This window comes from Ruegeria sp. AWH4_226, from assembly GCF_056159225.1.
In genome coordinates this window covers 452,750-466,666 of the sequence record NZ_JBSWUU010000001.1, presented here as the reverse complement: position 1 = coordinate 466,666, position 13,917 = coordinate 452,750, and the positions used below count along the sequence as shown (strand labels likewise).

General features: G+C 56.3%; 15 protein-coding genes. 10 read left to right on the top strand and 5 right to left on the bottom strand.

Going from position 1 to position 13,917, the window contains the following annotated elements:
• Positions 1–120: 120 nt before the first annotated feature.
• The gene (gene htpX / locus ACXAET_RS02240; protein WP_475180473.1) at positions 121–1,026 is read right to left on the bottom strand and encodes a zinc metalloprotease HtpX; all 906 of its coding nucleotides are present in this window, start codon (positions 1,024–1,026) and stop codon (positions 121–123) included.
• 281 nt (positions 1,027–1,307) lie between these two features.
• Here htpX and ACXAET_RS02235 point away from each other — a divergent pair, with 281 nt between their 5' ends.
• Together ACXAET_RS02235 and ACXAET_RS02230 are read left to right on the top strand one after the other, a co-directional pair.
• Positions 1,308–1,727, top strand: a complete 420-nt coding sequence (locus tag ACXAET_RS02235) for a hypothetical protein (protein ID WP_475180466.1) — start codon at positions 1,308–1,310, stop codon at positions 1,725–1,727.
• Between the two features lie 118 nt (positions 1,728–1,845).
• Positions 1,846–2,340 carry a P-loop nucleotide/nucleoside kinase family protein gene (locus ACXAET_RS02230; protein ID WP_475180463.1) on the top strand — a complete coding sequence of 165 codons (495 nt, stop codon included), beginning with the start codon at positions 1,846–1,848 and terminating at the stop codon, positions 2,338–2,340.
• 30 nt (positions 2,341–2,370) lie between these two features.
• Here ACXAET_RS02230 and ACXAET_RS02225 read toward each other — a convergent pair whose 3' ends face one another.
• Positions 2,371–3,348, bottom strand: coding sequence for a serine hydrolase domain-containing protein (locus ACXAET_RS02225; RefSeq protein WP_475180459.1), 978 nt, complete (start codon positions 3,346–3,348; stop codon positions 2,371–2,373).
• 205 nt (positions 3,349–3,553) lie between these two features.
• On the opposite strand from ACXAET_RS02225, the gene ACXAET_RS02220 reads away from it, so the two are divergent.
• On the top strand, positions 3,554–4,534 hold the full coding sequence (locus ACXAET_RS02220) for a hypothetical protein (RefSeq protein WP_475180456.1): 981 nt from the start codon (positions 3,554–3,556) through the stop codon (positions 4,532–4,534).
• Between the two features lie 86 nt (positions 4,535–4,620).
• Here the strand turns inward: ACXAET_RS02220 and ACXAET_RS02215 are convergent, their stop codons facing one another.
• The gene (locus ACXAET_RS02215) at positions 4,621–5,718 is read right to left on the bottom strand and encodes a Gfo/Idh/MocA family protein (RefSeq protein ID WP_475180452.1); all 1,098 of its coding nucleotides are present in this window, start codon (positions 5,716–5,718) and stop codon (positions 4,621–4,623) included.
• Positions 5,719–5,730: 12 nt separating this feature from the next.
• Positions 5,731–6,441, bottom strand: a complete 711-nt coding sequence (locus ACXAET_RS02210) for a GntR family transcriptional regulator (RefSeq protein WP_475180447.1) — start codon at positions 6,439–6,441, stop codon at positions 5,731–5,733.
• Between the two features lie 106 nt (positions 6,442–6,547).
• On the opposite strand from ACXAET_RS02210, the gene ACXAET_RS02205 reads away from it, so the two are divergent.
• Genes ACXAET_RS02205 through ACXAET_RS02180 form a run of 6 tightly spaced genes read left to right on the top strand, consistent with a single transcriptional unit; the run spans position 6,548 to position 12,124 of the window.
• Positions 6,548–7,702 (top strand): LLM class flavin-dependent oxidoreductase, encoded by a 1,155-nt coding sequence (locus tag ACXAET_RS02205; protein ID WP_475180445.1) that lies wholly within the window; start codon positions 6,548–6,550, stop codon positions 7,700–7,702.
• Positions 7,702–8,592 (top strand): aldo/keto reductase, encoded by an 891-nt coding sequence (locus ACXAET_RS02200; RefSeq protein ID WP_475180441.1) that lies wholly within the window; start codon positions 7,702–7,704, stop codon positions 8,590–8,592. The genes ACXAET_RS02205 and ACXAET_RS02200 overlap by 1 nt, the downstream gene beginning before the upstream one ends.
• Entirely contained in the window at positions 8,592–9,107 is a 516-nt protein-coding gene (locus ACXAET_RS02195) for a flavin reductase family protein (protein ID WP_475187041.1), read from the top strand. Before ACXAET_RS02200 ends, ACXAET_RS02195 begins: the two co-directional genes overlap by 1 nt.
• A gap of 53 nt (positions 9,108–9,160) precedes the next feature.
• Positions 9,161–9,748, top strand: coding sequence for a TRAP transporter small permease (locus tag ACXAET_RS02190; RefSeq protein WP_475180437.1), 588 nt, complete (start codon positions 9,161–9,163; stop codon positions 9,746–9,748).
• Positions 9,749–11,038 (top strand): TRAP transporter large permease, encoded by a 1,290-nt coding sequence (locus tag ACXAET_RS02185; RefSeq protein ID WP_068334174.1) that lies wholly within the window; start codon positions 9,749–9,751, stop codon positions 11,036–11,038.
• A 24-nt stretch (positions 11,039–11,062) separates the two neighbouring features.
• Complete coding sequence (locus ACXAET_RS02180) at positions 11,063–12,124, top strand: TRAP transporter substrate-binding protein (protein WP_475180433.1); 1,062 nt, start codon at positions 11,063–11,065, stop codon at positions 12,122–12,124.
• 33 nt (positions 12,125–12,157) lie between these two features.
• On the opposite strand, the gene ACXAET_RS02175 is transcribed toward ACXAET_RS02180, so the two are convergent.
• Positions 12,158–12,628 carry a tetratricopeptide repeat protein gene (locus tag ACXAET_RS02175; protein ID WP_475180430.1) on the bottom strand — a complete coding sequence of 157 codons (471 nt, stop codon included), beginning with the start codon at positions 12,626–12,628 and terminating at the stop codon, positions 12,158–12,160.
• A 45-nt stretch (positions 12,629–12,673) separates the two neighbouring features.
• On the opposite strand from ACXAET_RS02175, the gene ACXAET_RS02170 reads away from it, so the two are divergent.
• Entirely contained in the window at positions 12,674–13,915 is a 1,242-nt protein-coding gene (locus tag ACXAET_RS02170) for a cytochrome-c peroxidase (RefSeq protein ID WP_475180427.1), read from the top strand.
• Positions 13,916–13,917 lie beyond the last annotated feature (2 nt).

The following is a 13,917-nucleotide window of genomic DNA, read 5'->3' as shown; positions in this document are numbered from 1 at the left end:
ACGCACCCTGCTTGATTTGTCGGTACGGCCCTAGCGTAGTGTTTTATTGACGTATCCCGCACGAAAGAAACCGTTATGCCAACCGGGTTTGCACGGGTTAAGACTTTTGACCGGTGTCACCTAGCCCCAAGGCCCACGATCTTGCGGCGACTCTCCCCCAGCATTCGCGCGCCCGGAATGGGATGGGCTGGACTGTTGAGCAAGCTTTCTCAACGCCGCGATGCGGTTTGCCGTCGACGGGTGCGTTGAAAACAGCTTGTCGCGGGTATGCACGTGTAGGGGGTTGATAATAAACATATGTGCGGTCGCCGGATTGCGTTCAGCCGTGTCATTGTCGATACGCGCGGCACTTCTCTGAATCCGCTCAAGCGCAGACGCGAGCGCCAAGGGCTGGCCGCAAATCTCGGCTCCAACGCGATCGGCAGCATATTCTCTGGTTCGGCTGATTGCCATCTGCACCAATCCAGCAGCAAACGGAGCCAGGATCATCAGCGCAAGGGTCCCCACCAACCCAAGCGCGCTATCCCTTCGGCCCCCAAAGAACAGGGCGAAGTTTGCCAGCATCGTGATCGCACCTGCAAATGTCGCAGTCACCGTCATGATCGCGGTGTCATGGTTTTTGATATGCGCCAACTCATGCGCGACGACGCCCGCCAACTCATCCCTCGATAGGGTCTGCAACAAACCCGCGGTCACCGCTACGGCTGCGTTATGGGGGTTGCGCCCCGTGGCAAATGCATTGGGCTGAGGGGTATCGATCAAGTAGACGGCAGGCGTGGGCATACCTGCGCTTTTTGCCAGACCTTCGACCATCTGCGATAATCCCATCGGATCACCGGCGGGAACAAGGCGCGCATTGTGCATGCGAAGGACCATTTTATCCGAGTTCCACCACGTGAACACATTCATGCCAGCCGCGATCACCAAGGCAAACAGCATGCCGCCAAACCCGGCAAGCAGGTATCCCAGCCCCATGAACAAGGCCGTCATTGCGGCCATCAATATCGCAGTCTTCGTGTAACCCATGTAACGCAAACCTCCGCCGGCTCGCTTGTAGATGTGTGATCAATACGCTGTTCTTGCAATGATTATCGACCTGATTGTCGACAAAGCAACAGATGAAGCCAGTACGCTCGGGGTCAGAAAGATCACCGCCATTAAAATAAACACTTTTAATCTGTATCTTAGAGAATCTTATTCACCTACCGCCAAACAAAAATCCTGACGTGTGAAATACTTTACTTTACGGAAGGCATATTTCTGGCAGTATTATTTTACGTGTTTGTAAAAAGTAATGTGGGTAGAAGATGTACTTAGCTAAGTTCAACGACCAGTTTTGTGCTGTAGCAGATTTCCAAAAGACCGAATTTGCCGAAAAGTTCCCATTGTTGGACAGGGGTGCGGTACACGCTCGGTGGAAAAAAGGATCGTGGCAGATCACGCGCATAGGTGACATCTGGAAGCGAACCGGAAAGATTTTCTCTGTCCCCTACGATGGTACCGACGCATATCCGTCGTTCCAGTTTGACGCGGATGGAAGCCCGCTTCCTTTGATGCAAGAGGTGCTGAAAGCACTGCCCCCTGAAATGACTCAATGGCAACGTGCATTTTGGATGACCTCGCCGGTGTCCGAACTTGACGGCGGACTTCCTATACACTGCATTCGATCTGGCGATCGACGCGTCGTTGAAGTCGCAGCCAAAGCGGGCACAGGCTTTCTGAATTGATCTGACGCCCAGCGTCACTTGGGCCGTTCAGACCGTGACACTCAGATGCTGAAGTATTGACCACCGCTGTGCGTTTAGCAATTTTCAGGACCGACATAGTTTTCGACCGAGTAGTATAATGAACGAAGCCGCGCCCAAGCTTTTTCTCTTTTGCGGTAAACCTGCGTCCGGAAAATCAACGCTTGCCCATCGGCTTGCCGGGTCAGACCGCACTGTTGTCATCGCAGAAGACGCGTGGTTGGCTGCTTTGTTTTCGGATCAGATGTCGGCAATCTCGGACTATGTTCGGTGCTCTGGAAAACTGCGCGATATTATGGGGCCGCATATCATCTCGCTTCTCAGGGCAGGAACATCTGTGGTTTTGGACTATCCGGCAAACACACTCAAAGCGCGGGCCTGGATGCAGGGTCTTGCCAAGAGCGCAAACGCGATCGGTGAGTTACACTATCTCGACCTGCCAGACGAAGTCTGCAAAGCAAGATTGCGGGAGCGAAATGTTGCCGGTGTACATCCCTTTCAACTGACGGACGCGCAATTCGATGAGCTTTGCAGTCACTTTGTCGTCCCGACCGATGATGAGGGATTTCAGATCATCGTGCATCACCAAGCTTAAATCGTTGGCACAGCACGCGCGCAAAGGGCATCAAGCCATTTTCAGGATTGGACCATCCAGCAACCGGATCAGATCGCCAAAGTATCCGCCTGACCGCGCCGGGCGCGTCGGATCGGATGTGATCGCCACGGCAAGCTTGCGGTCTGGGTGGGCTGCTATGATCTGCCCTCCGTATCCTCGCGCCAAAGCATAACCTGAAGGCAAAAGAAACCAACCGTAGCCATAACCCAAACCAGAAAATACTGATCTGCCGTAAGGTTTGGTCGAGGCCGCGATCCAGTTTTCGGGAATGACCTGTTTGTCGGCATATACGCCACGATCCCTAAGCAAAACCGCTATTTTCAACATTGATCTTGGCGTTATCGCCATTTCATTGCCGCCCAGGTAGTAGCCTTGCGGATCGCGCGTCCAGGCTGGGATCTCAATACTGAGCGGCCTGCCCAGTCGTTCACGCGACAAGGTCAAAAGGCTTTTGCCCGTAGCCTCGGTCAAAGCGGCGCCAAGCACATGTGTGGAACCAGTGGAATAGAGCATCCGCCCGCCCGGAGTCGCGACCATAGGCCTGCTCAGCGCGTCCGCGATCCAGTTCGAAGAACTGATCCATTCCCCGTAGTTCCCACCCGATGTTCTTTCCAGACCTGCCCGCAGAGTGACCAGATCCTCCATCGTAATGTCTTCCGCACCGGGGGTCGCATTCGCGGGCAGTAACCGAGGCGCAACCTCTTGCAAACTGGCATCGACCGATGAGATCTCCCGCCTGTGGATCGCAGTTCCCAGCAAAAGGGCCACAATGCTTTTGGAACAGGACTTTATGTTGGCCAGATGATCAAGGCCTGGCCCTTTTTGAGCCTTTTCAAAAACTATCTCATCCGCCCGTTGGATCTGAAGCGAATGCAATTGCGGCAGGTTCCGCATTGCATCAGCAAGCAAGGCACTCCGCTCTTGCGCAAAAACGGGCGCAGCCAGAGCGGCCGTGGAAGCTATCAGGAATGAACGGCGCGTGATCATGGCTCAGATGTGGTGGCTTTCCCCCCGATGTCCAGCCGCCAACAAAACTACTTGGTCAATCCGCCCGGAAACGGGGAAGCATGGGTGTGTGCGATAGATGGGTATTGTAGCAACAGGTAGCCGCGATCATTTGCCGATCGGTCATCATTACGCACGCAATCTGTGGTAGCCTTGCGTCAAAGGCATTTCGGCAGGAGACGTCCCGTTGCTACCGAATTCATTCCGTCTTGTAATCACCGTGACAACACTTGCGCTCTCGGCAGGGTCCCTACCCGATCGCGTCGAGGCGTTGTCGTCAGAAATTCCCAACTGGTTGCAAAAGCATATCGGCACAGGAGATGGCCAAATCGCGCCAATCGTCCTGCAAAGGGCACGTGAGCTGTATCGGGAAAAGCTGCGGCAAGGCAAAGTACGAAACCCCTGCTATCTTGCCAAGGATGCGACCCGTCCCAGTACCTCGGCCAACGGGAGTCCCGGGCGGCGGTTCTACGTCATCTGCGAGGCTCAGAAGTCCTTTCGCGCCGTCTCGTCCGGTTATGGAAATGGTCGCAAGTTACAGCGCGCCAATTTCGCGAACGGGCGGCAGTGTGCGAAGAATTTCAGCAACGCAGAAGGATCAAAGCTGACTGCGGGCGGGGCTTATGTGACCGCTGAAACGCGGACGTCGTTCAAGGGCTATTTCAGCCGCGGCGGTCAAACGAAGCCGTTTTACCGCACGTTTCTTTTGTTTGACGGCGAAGGTGAAACAAGCAATGCCCGTGAGCGCGCCATCGGCGGCCATCCCGCTATTTTCCTTAAATGGCAATGTCGCTTCAAGAGCCCGCAGAGCCAGCATGCCGACGACAAAGGATTTGTCCCTTACGGACGGCTCGTGAACTATACCGGCGGTCGAAGCAACGGGTGCACGACGTGGTCGCAAGCCGCATCACAAGAGATTATAACGCTGGTAGAGGGGAACCCAACGACCCTGTATATCTATCCGGAATCAAAAGATATCAATGCCGTCGCAAAGGCCGTGAAAAAGGGGAAGTCACTGACACGTGCTGGCGTTTACTGGAACGCCGCGTGCCTTCAAGCAATCGGCGCTCCTAAGTTTTGGCCCAAAAGCACGCTCCAACCCATTATCAATCAGTGGAGGGATTCTCTGCCGAAGCAACCCCCGTTAGAGCTGCCGATCTGTAAGTAATGGATTCTCCATCCAGAGAACCGATCACTTGTTTTTAGTTCGCCAGCCCTTCCGAGCAACATTGAAGGCGCTCTATTATTCGCCGTTTATGCGATCAGGTGCACGGTCTCGCCCGTTGCTATGGCTTGCTGCGCGGCATGTCCCATCCTGACAGCCCACAGACCGTCCTGCAAACTCACATCCGGTTGCGCCTTTTCACCACGAAGAACGGCCAGAAATCCCTTGTGCTGATAAAAGGTAGATCCGTTGTGATCCCCTGCCGCCAAGAGCGTTGCGTCAACGGGCACGTCCATTGTCACGGGCCCCTTGGGGTTGCGAGGGCTGACAATCACCTGCGGCAATGGCGGTTCGCCCAGGTGCCCCGGCCAGAAACGTCCGGGTCCGGGAACCAATGCCTCAATCTTCGCATCCGGTCCGACCGCCGATATCTCTTCCTGATAGCGTGAGCCTTCGGCGAACATGCAAAGCTCTAACATCGCGCGCCCGCCCGAGGCAAAATCGACAATAACATAGCCGTGGTCCAGAATATCCGGTGTTTCGCCATCATATGCCTCATCCAAATGGTTTACCGCCTGCCCGCCGCTTGCCGTGATGCGCACCGGGTCAGACCCAAGTATCAACCGCATGAGATCGAAGAAATGACAGCACTTTTCAACAAAAGTGCCGCCCGTGTTTCGGTTGAACCGGTTCCAGTTGCCGACCTTTTCGAGAAACGGAAAGCGGTGTTCACGGATCGACAGCATCTTTACGCCGCCCGTCGCTTCGACCTTGTCGATCAAAGCAGCGACCGGCGGCATATAGCGGTATTCCATCGCAACCCAGATCGGGCACGGATAGTCGCGCTGCACCTTTTCCAGCCGGGCCGCATCTGCGGGATCGGTGAACAAGGGCTTTTCCACCAACAGCGGCAGCGGCCGGGTATCTGCGACCTCACAGATCTGGTCGACATGCAAATGGTTCGGGCTGGCAATCACAAGGCAATCCAGATCCTCGACCGCCAGAAGCTCTTGCACCGAGCCCACCATTGCAGCATCGGGCGCAAGAGCTTTGGCTGCCCGCGCCATTTCCGGATCAGGCTCAAAAATCGCGGACACCCGCGTGCCTTCAAGCAAAGCGATATTGTGCAGATGTTCTTGCCCCATCATACCGCACCCGATCAGCCCGTAATTGATGCTTCGCGTCATGCGCGTTTCCTTCTACTTCAAACGTTGGACATAAGTGGCCCGATCCGGATCGAACCAAGTTTTCGAAAATTCAACGGGTTCCGTCTTTTCCGACCAACTGAACCGCTCGATATAGCCCACCAATTCACCGGCCGCTTTTGTGAACTCTGGCGGCGTCCATTGCGGTAACGGTCGAACCGACACGCGGTCCTCGGCGCGTGTGATCCAAAAGCCAAGTTGGTATTGGTAGTACCGATAAAGTGAGTCCGACAGCATCTCCCGCTCGATCCGACCAGCTGATTCGTCCAACCAGATTTCTTCGACGGCGATGATTGTGTCATTCAGGTAGCGCATCCGGCGAACCCGCGACCCAAAGCCTGAAGTACCAAACTCCGGCAGTTCAGACGGTTTTGCCAGATAGTCGACGGACAGAATATCGGCCCGAGGCAAACCGCCGCCTTCGGGCAACTCCAACCGAAACATCGCATAAACACTGTTCTGCGTGCCGCTTTCCCGGACGTAGTTCCCAGACCCCTGAATACGCTCCAGCATCCCTTTTTTCTCAAGCTCGGCCAGCGATTTTCGCAGCGTCCCGACCGAGACATTCAACTGTGCCGCCATCTCGCGTTCCGGCGGCAAGCGTTCGCCGTCGATCAGGCGGCCAGCCGCAATATCGCGGATCAGAAGTTCCGCGATCTGGATGTACACCGGAAGGGCGTTTGGATTTCTGTTGGCCGCGGTCATAGTGGGCGCTTCGCTAGGTCGCAGGAAAAATTGATACACCATTGATCTACATCAAAGCGATTGCTACGCAAGAGGAAAAGCAAAACCGACGCGGAGCCCGAATCAGATGACAATCGTCCCCATTACTTCCCCCGATCTGGACGCGGCTGAAGTTTCATGGTTCGCGGCGCTGTGTTCGGACGATTACCAGTTTCTGGGCGTTCCTGATGGCGATCTGCGGTCGAGTTGGGACCACTGCTCGGGCATTGTGAAAGAAGCCGAAGCACAGGGGTTTCGCAACATTCTTTGCCCGTCATCTTATCAGGTCGGTCAGGATACGCTGAGCTTTGTTGCCGGGTGCGCGCCGATCACCGAAAAGATCAACATGCTGGCGGCCGTGCGTTGCGGGGAAATGCAGCCAATCATGCTGGCCCGCACCATCGCAACCCTGGACCACATGCTGCAAGGTCGGTTGACGGTCAATATCATCTCATCCGACTTCCCCGGTGAGAAAGCCGACAGCGCCTATCGCTACCAACGGTCGCGCGAAGTGGTGGAGATACTCAAACAGGCCTGGACGCAGGATGAGATCAACCATTCGGGCGAGGTATACAACTTCTCTGGCCTGACAACTGATCCGGCCAAGCCCTATCAGACCGGTGGCCCGCTGCTGTATTTCGGGGGTTATTCACCCTCGGCACTGGAGCTTTGCGGCGAGCATTGCGATGTCTACCTGATGTGGCCCGAGACGAAGGACCAGCTTGCCCAGCGCATGAAGGCGGTTCATGCGGTTGCTGAACACTACAACCGCACCTTGGACTACGGCCTGCGCGTTCACATGATTGTTCGTGACACCGAAGCCGAAGCGCAGGAATACGCGGATTACATCGTCTCAAAGCTGGATGATGACTATGGTCGCGCGATCCGCGAAAGGGCGCTGGACGCGACCTCTCTGGGGGTGGCGCATCAGGCCAAGAATCGCGATCTTGCCGATGAGTACGGCTATGTCGAACCGGGGCTTTGGACCGGTGTTGGCCGGGCGCGTTCGGGCTGCGGTGCGGCGTTGGTCGGGTCGACAGATCAGGTCATGTCAAAGATCGAAGACTATCAGAAAATGGGCATCCGCGCGTTTATCTTCTCGGGCTATCCTCATATCGATGAAGCCAAGCACTTTGGTGCCCGGGTATTGCCCAACCTCAAAACCTGCTCGCTTCCGGAAGAGTATGGACGAGTACCACAGTCGACCCCAGCCACACCGCTGGGCCAAGGAGTTCGCCGCTGATGCAACGTGTAAAACTATCTGACTCGCTGGAAATGAGCCGTCTCGTCTACGGCATGTGGCGTTTGGGTGATGACAGCGACACTTCGGCGGGTCATGTTGAAGCGAAAATACAGGCCTGTCTGGATCAGGGCATCACGACCTTCGATCAGGCGGATATATACGGCGACTACAATGCCGAGGCGGTTCTGGGTGCTGCCTTGCGCGCAAACCCTGCATTGCGTCAGCAGATGGAGATCGTCACGAAATGCGATATCATCGCGCCGTGCGGTCGGTATGCGCATGCGAAGGTGAAACACTATGACACGTCGCGGGCTCATATCCTGAAATCGGTTGAAACCTCGCTAACCGAAATGGCGATCGAACACATCGACCTGTTGCTGATCCATCGCCCCGATCCGTTTATGGACCACAACGAAACAGGCGCTGCGCTGGACGAGGTTGTCGCCAGTGGCAAGGTGCGCGCGGTTGGCGTGTCGAATTTTCGCCCGTGGGACTGGAGCTTGCTTCAATCGGCGATGAAAACACAACTTGTCACCAATCAGATCGAGATTTCATTGGGAGAGATCAGTCCGTTTACCAATGGCGATCTGGCATTTCATCAACAGCATGGCCAGCACGTGATGGCTTGGTCCCCATTGGGCGGCGGTATGTTGATGGCAGGCAATCCTCCGGTCGGTGTGGTCGCGGATGAAATCGCGGCCGAGTTTGGAGTCGATCGCGCGGCAGTCGCGGTTGCATTCCTTCTGGCGCACCCTGCCGGTATTCTACCCGTTCTGGGCACCAACAATCTGGATCGCATCAAGGGCATATCCGATGCCCTGAAAGTCAAACTGGATCGCGAGACCTGGTTTCGCCTCTATGAGGCGGCGCTCGGGCATGAGGTACCATGATGAATGCAATCTCAAGGGACATGACTCACACCTTCGTCCCCCACAAGGACGACACGCGCACCTTGCGTGATGCTTTCGGACGCTTTGCCACGGGTGTCACGATCGTAACCTGCAACAGCGAGGATGGCCCGATCTGCATCACGGCTAACAGCTTCTCGTCCCTGTCGCTTGATCCCCCGCTGATCATGTGGGCCGGAGACCGCAATTCCCGCCGCTTCCCGTATTTTCACCGGGCTCGCCATTTCAGCGTGCACGTTCTTTCATCTGATCAGACAGAGCTGTGCTTTGGCTGTTCCAAGGACGCGCATGCCTTGCGGGACATAAATCATGAGCTTTGCGAAAACGGCACGCCGCTGCTTCCGGACTGCCTCGCGCGATTTGAATGCGAGCAACACGCTTACCATGATGCAGGGGACCACGTTATCGTGGTTGGAAGAGTTCTGAGGGCCAGCATAGCCGAGGGGGATGCGCTGACCTTTTTCGCCGGAAAGTTCGGCCAATTCGCGCAAAAATAAGCGCGTTCTGACGATTGCGGACGCAATCCGCAACTGAACAAGGGAGGATCCGCATGGGCGGATTGACATCGGTGCTAGCACCGATTGCGATCGTGAATGAAACCGCGCTGCGTCTGGGCCGCGCGGTTGGCGTCGTTGCTATGGCGCTGATGGTGATCGCGATCCTGGTCCAGGTTTTCTTCCGATACGTGCTGGGCAACGCGTTGCCCTGGCCGGACGAAGCCGCGCGTTTCTGCATGCTGTGGATGACCGGCCTAATGGCGCCGACAGCCTTTCGGCGGGGCGGCTTCGTTGCCATCGACATGGTGCCGTTGATGCTGCCACGCCTGATGGGGCAAATCCTGACCCTTTGCCTTCTGGTCGTGTCGCTGGCCGTGTTGCTGGTTGCCGTAAACATCGGCTGGTCCGAGGTCACAGGCTTCGGCGGTAGGTTCGCCACTGCCGCGCTGTATTTGCCAACATCTTTCGGCTTTGACGAATGGTACCGCATACCGCGCAGTTGGATGATGGCGTCTCTGCTGGTCGGCGTGATCCTTCTGATCGCCGTCAATATCGAGCTGATACTGCGAGCCATCATCACGCTGTTTGGCGGCGGAGATCTTTTACCAAAAATCGCTGATGCACCTGTGGGGGCAGAATAGATGCTGATCTGGTTCCTGCCCACGTTCCTGGTTTTCCTGATGATCGGCCTGCCGGTCTTTTTTGCACTTTTGGCCGCGCCTGGTATCCTGCTTTGGCTGAACGGACAAACCAACGACATCACGCTGCTGTATCGCAACGTCTATAACGGCATGGACAGCTTTCCCCTGATGGCCATCCCGTTTTTTATGCTGGCCGGCGAATTGATGAACCGCGGCGGTATCACCATCCGCCTTGTCGAATTCAGCCAGGCCTTGATGGGTCATTTCCGGGGCGGTCTGGCGCATGTAAACGTGCTGAGCTCAATCCTGTTCGCGGGGCTGTCCGGCTCTGCCGTGGCCGATACGTCGGCCTTGGGGTCAATGTTGATCCCCGCGATGGAGAAACAGGGATATACCCGTCGTTTTGCCGCTGCCATCACAGCCGCCAGTTCAGTGATCGGACCGATTATCCCGCCATCGGGCATAATGATCATCTACGCCTATGTCATGGGCGAAAGCGTCGCCGCCCTGTTCCTAGCGGGCATCGTGCCCGGCGTGATGGTCGGCGTGGGCCTGATGCTGATGATCAAGGTCATGGCCGACAAATACGACTTCCCTGTCGCCAGCCGCAAATATACCTGGCCTGAGCGTCGTCAGGCGAGCCTCAAGGCGTTCTTTCCGCTGCTGACGCCGGTTATCATTCTCGGTGGCATCCTGGGCGGTATCTTCACACCCACCGAAGCCGCTGCCGTGGCCGTAGGTTATGCCTTTATCATCGGTTTTTTCGTCCTGCGCACGCTGACCTTCAAAGAGGTACCCGAGATACTCAGCAATGCGGGTCTGACCTCGGCCGTTGTCCTGCTGCTGGTGGGGGCAGCAATGGCGTTCAAGACCGTCGTCAGCCTGAGCCACGCGCCGGAACAGCTGGCGTCTTTGATCCTGAGCCTGTCTGAAAACCCATTGATCCTTTTGTTCCTGATAAACCTGCTGCTGTTCATCGTCGGCATGTTTCTGGACGCGGGTCCGGCGATTATCATTCTTGGCCCCATCCTCGCACCGATCTTTACCAGTCTCGGCGTGGATCCGATCCACTTTGCCATTATCATGAGCGTCAACCTGACCGTCGGCCTGGCAACACCACCAATGGGCCTGGTCCTGTTCGTGGCCGCCGCCGTTTCGCGCGAGAAAGTTGAAACCATTGCCAAGGCAATCCTGCCGTTCCTGGCAGTAGAAATCATAGTGATCTTTTTGATCACCTATGTCCCGGCCTTATCTATGACGATCCCACGAATAACGGGATTTGCAAATTAACTGAGTATCACAGGGAGGAAACGCATGCTCAGAAATTTCCTAAAAACCGCGGCGGTGGCTACATCGCTGGTGGCTGCGTCTGCCATTGCGGCCACGGCGGCCGATTTCACGTTGCGCGCGACGGCCAACTCGAACGAAAATGACGAGGATTACGACGGTCTTGTTGTTTTCAAGAACTATGTCGAAGCAGCCTCGAACGGTGCGATCGAGGTCAAGTTGTTCATCGGCACGCAACTATGTTCGAACGGTGCGGAATGCCTTCAGGGCGTGGCCGATGGTACCATTGATATCTATATCTCAACCTCTGGTGGCGCATCGGGTATTTTCCCATATGTGCAGGTTCTGGACCTGCCGTATCTGATGGCTGATGACCGTGTCGCGGAACACGTTCTGTCGGGCGATTTCACCCGCAAAATGCGCGATATGGCGCTTGAAGATTCCGGTGGTGCGATCCGCCTGATGACAATCGGAAACACCGGAGGCTGGCGCAACTTTGCCAACACGCAGCGCCGGATCGCCGAACCTGCCGACATGGAAGGTCTGAAAATCCGCACCGTGGTGGCCGACCTGCCGCAGGAACTGGTCAAGGCGCTGGGCGCATCCCCGACCCCAATCCCGTGGCCCGAGCTGTTCACCAGCTTTCAGACCGGCGTTGTCGAAGGGTCTAAGAATGGCATCACAGATATCATGGGGATGAAATTCCCCGATGCAGGTCTGCAATATGTCACTCTGGACGGTCACGCCTACATGGGTGCGCTGTGGTGGATGAACAACGCCAAGTTCCAGGACATGCCCGAGGATCTGCGCCGCGTGGTTGTGGACGGTTTCTATGCCTTGCAACAAGCGACGTTCGCCTCACCCAAGCGCAAGTCGATCCAGGCATACGAGGAGTTTGTTGCCGGTGGAGGAGACCTCTATGTCCCGACGCCCGAGCAAAAGGCCGCCTTCAAAGAGGCCGCCTCCCCGGTCTATGACTGGTTTCAATCCAACGTCGCCCGCGGAGATGAGATCTTTGTGGCTTTGACCGAGGCCGTGGCCGAAGCCGAAGCACAGATCAACGCAGCACGTGATGCGGACTTGAACTAACCACCAATGGGTCGGGCCAATGGCCCGCCCCCTTCAACGAAACGGATACATCCAAACCTTGTAGTCATTTACCAGAACATGCGCCCTTTCGATCTGCTCCGGCGACATTTTCTTGACAACTTCCTCAAGGCTGATCGCCGCGTCGGGGTCGCCGCCAATGGCGCTGAGCGTGTACCACATATAGGCGCGCACCAGATCGGGTGCTGGCATGCCCAGACCCAGCTCATAATACCAGCCCACTCCAGATTGCGCCCCCGGATGCCCTTTCATCGATGCGCGCAGATACCATTCGAACGCGCGCTCATGGTCCTGCTCGACACCAAGCCCAAGACCGTACATCACACCGATCAGTTCCTCGGCCTCGGCGTTTCCGGACCGGGCGGCGGGCAAAAGCTCTTCGCGGGCTGCATCAAATTTCCCCTCCTCCATCAGATCACGAGCCCGCTCCAATTCGGCCAGCGCAGGGGTGGCAAGGAAACAAAGGGCAAAAACAAACTGGCGCATGGGGCGATTGTTCTCCTATGGGCCGGAGCCGCTGCGGCACAGGATTTGCCGCAACCGCTGACGGATGATGACTTTTTGTCCTTTGATATGGAACAGGCCGCGATCGGTCATCAACTGTTTTACGATCCAATTCTGTCGGGCAATCGAAACATCGCCTGTGCGCATTGCCATCACCCGGATTTTGGGACCTCGGATGGTCTATCGCTGGGCATCGGCGAAGGCGGGCAAGGTTTGGGGCCTGACCGTACGCCGGGTTCCGGCCCCGACAAGATTCGCAAACGCATACCCCGCAATTCACCGGGGCTATGGAACCTTGGCGCCAAAGACATCCATACCGTTTTTCACGATGGCCGCCTGAGTATCTCTGACGCATACAACAACGGCTTCAACTCACCCGCACAGGAATGGTTGCCGGATGGGTTGAGCTCACTGCTGGCGGCGCAAGCGCTGTTTCCGTTGACCTCGCAATTCGAAATGGCGGGCAATGTGGCCGAAAACCAAGTGACCGGTGCGGTCCATGACCGGATCGACAAGGGCTGGCCGATCCTGGCCAAACGTGTACGCACCGATCCGTTTTATGGACCAGCGATCGCAGCGGCTTTCAACGATATTGAGACGCCTGAAGACATTACAATCACACATATTGCCAACAGTTTGGCGGCCTTTATGGCCATCGAATGGCGCAGCACGGACAGTCCGTTTGATCAGTACCTTGCCGGAAACGCCGACGCCCTGTCACCCGCCCAAAAAGACGGGATGGACCTGTTCTACGGAAAAGCGCGCTGCGCCACATGCCATTCAGGCCCATTACTATCGGACCAAAACTTTCACGCCTTGGGTTTGCCACCCTTCGGCCCGGGACGAACCCGACAGTGGGACCCCTTCGTCCGAGACGTTGGGCGCATGGGCGAGAGCAACCGTCTGGAAGACGCGTACCGGTTCCGCACCCCGATGCTGCGCAACGTCGCCCTGACTGCACCGTATGGACATAACGGGGCATTTCCCGATCTGGAAAGTATGATCCGCCATCACATGGACCCGCAGGAAAGTCTAGCAAATTGGACGCCCGAAATGGCCGCCCTACCAAATGTTCCGTGGCTTCAAAAAGCAGATTTCCTGGTTTGGGATGACCGTTTTGAAATGGACCGTCAACGAAACAAGATCGATATTGATCCGGTCCAACTCAACGACCGTGAAGTCCAAAACCTTGTTTCTTTCTTGCACGCTTTAACGGGGTCGAGCGTGGACGCACCGATATTTGGTGTACCCGACAGCTTTGTTCCATAGAC

Bases quoted from the DNA above. Each gene is read 5' to 3' on its own strand.
- htpX (WP_475180473.1), bottom strand. From the start codon at position 1,026: ATGGGTTACACGAAGACTGCGATATTGATGGCCGCAATGACGGCCTTG.
- ACXAET_RS02235 (WP_475180466.1), top strand. From the start codon at position 1,308: ATGTACTTAGCTAAGTTCAACGACCAGTTTTGTGCTGTAGCAGATTTC.
- ACXAET_RS02230 (WP_475180463.1), top strand. From the start codon at position 1,846: ATGAACGAAGCCGCGCCCAAGCTTTTTCTCTTTTGCGGTAAACCTGCG.
- ACXAET_RS02225 (WP_475180459.1), bottom strand. From the start codon at position 3,348: ATGATCACGCGCCGTTCATTCCTGATAGCTTCCACGGCCGCTCTGGCT.
- ACXAET_RS02215 (WP_475180452.1), bottom strand. From the start codon at position 5,718: ATGACGCGAAGCATCAATTACGGGCTGATCGGGTGCGGTATGATGGGG.
- ACXAET_RS02210 (WP_475180447.1), bottom strand. From the start codon at position 6,441: ATGACCGCGGCCAACAGAAATCCAAACGCCCTTCCGGTGTACATCCAG.
- ACXAET_RS02205 (WP_475180445.1), top strand. From the start codon at position 6,548: ATGACAATCGTCCCCATTACTTCCCCCGATCTGGACGCGGCTGAAGTT.
- ACXAET_RS02200 (WP_475180441.1), top strand. From the start codon at position 7,702: ATGCAACGTGTAAAACTATCTGACTCGCTGGAAATGAGCCGTCTCGTC.
- ACXAET_RS02195 (WP_475187041.1), top strand. From the start codon at position 8,592: ATGAATGCAATCTCAAGGGACATGACTCACACCTTCGTCCCCCACAAG.
- ACXAET_RS02190 (WP_475180437.1), top strand. From the start codon at position 9,161: ATGGGCGGATTGACATCGGTGCTAGCACCGATTGCGATCGTGAATGAA.
- ACXAET_RS02185 (WP_068334174.1), top strand. From the start codon at position 9,749: ATGCTGATCTGGTTCCTGCCCACGTTCCTGGTTTTCCTGATGATCGGC.
- ACXAET_RS02180 (WP_475180433.1), top strand. From the start codon at position 11,063: ATGCTCAGAAATTTCCTAAAAACCGCGGCGGTGGCTACATCGCTGGTG.
- ACXAET_RS02175 (WP_475180430.1), bottom strand. From the start codon at position 12,628: ATGCGCCAGTTTGTTTTTGCCCTTTGTTTCCTTGCCACCCCTGCGCTG.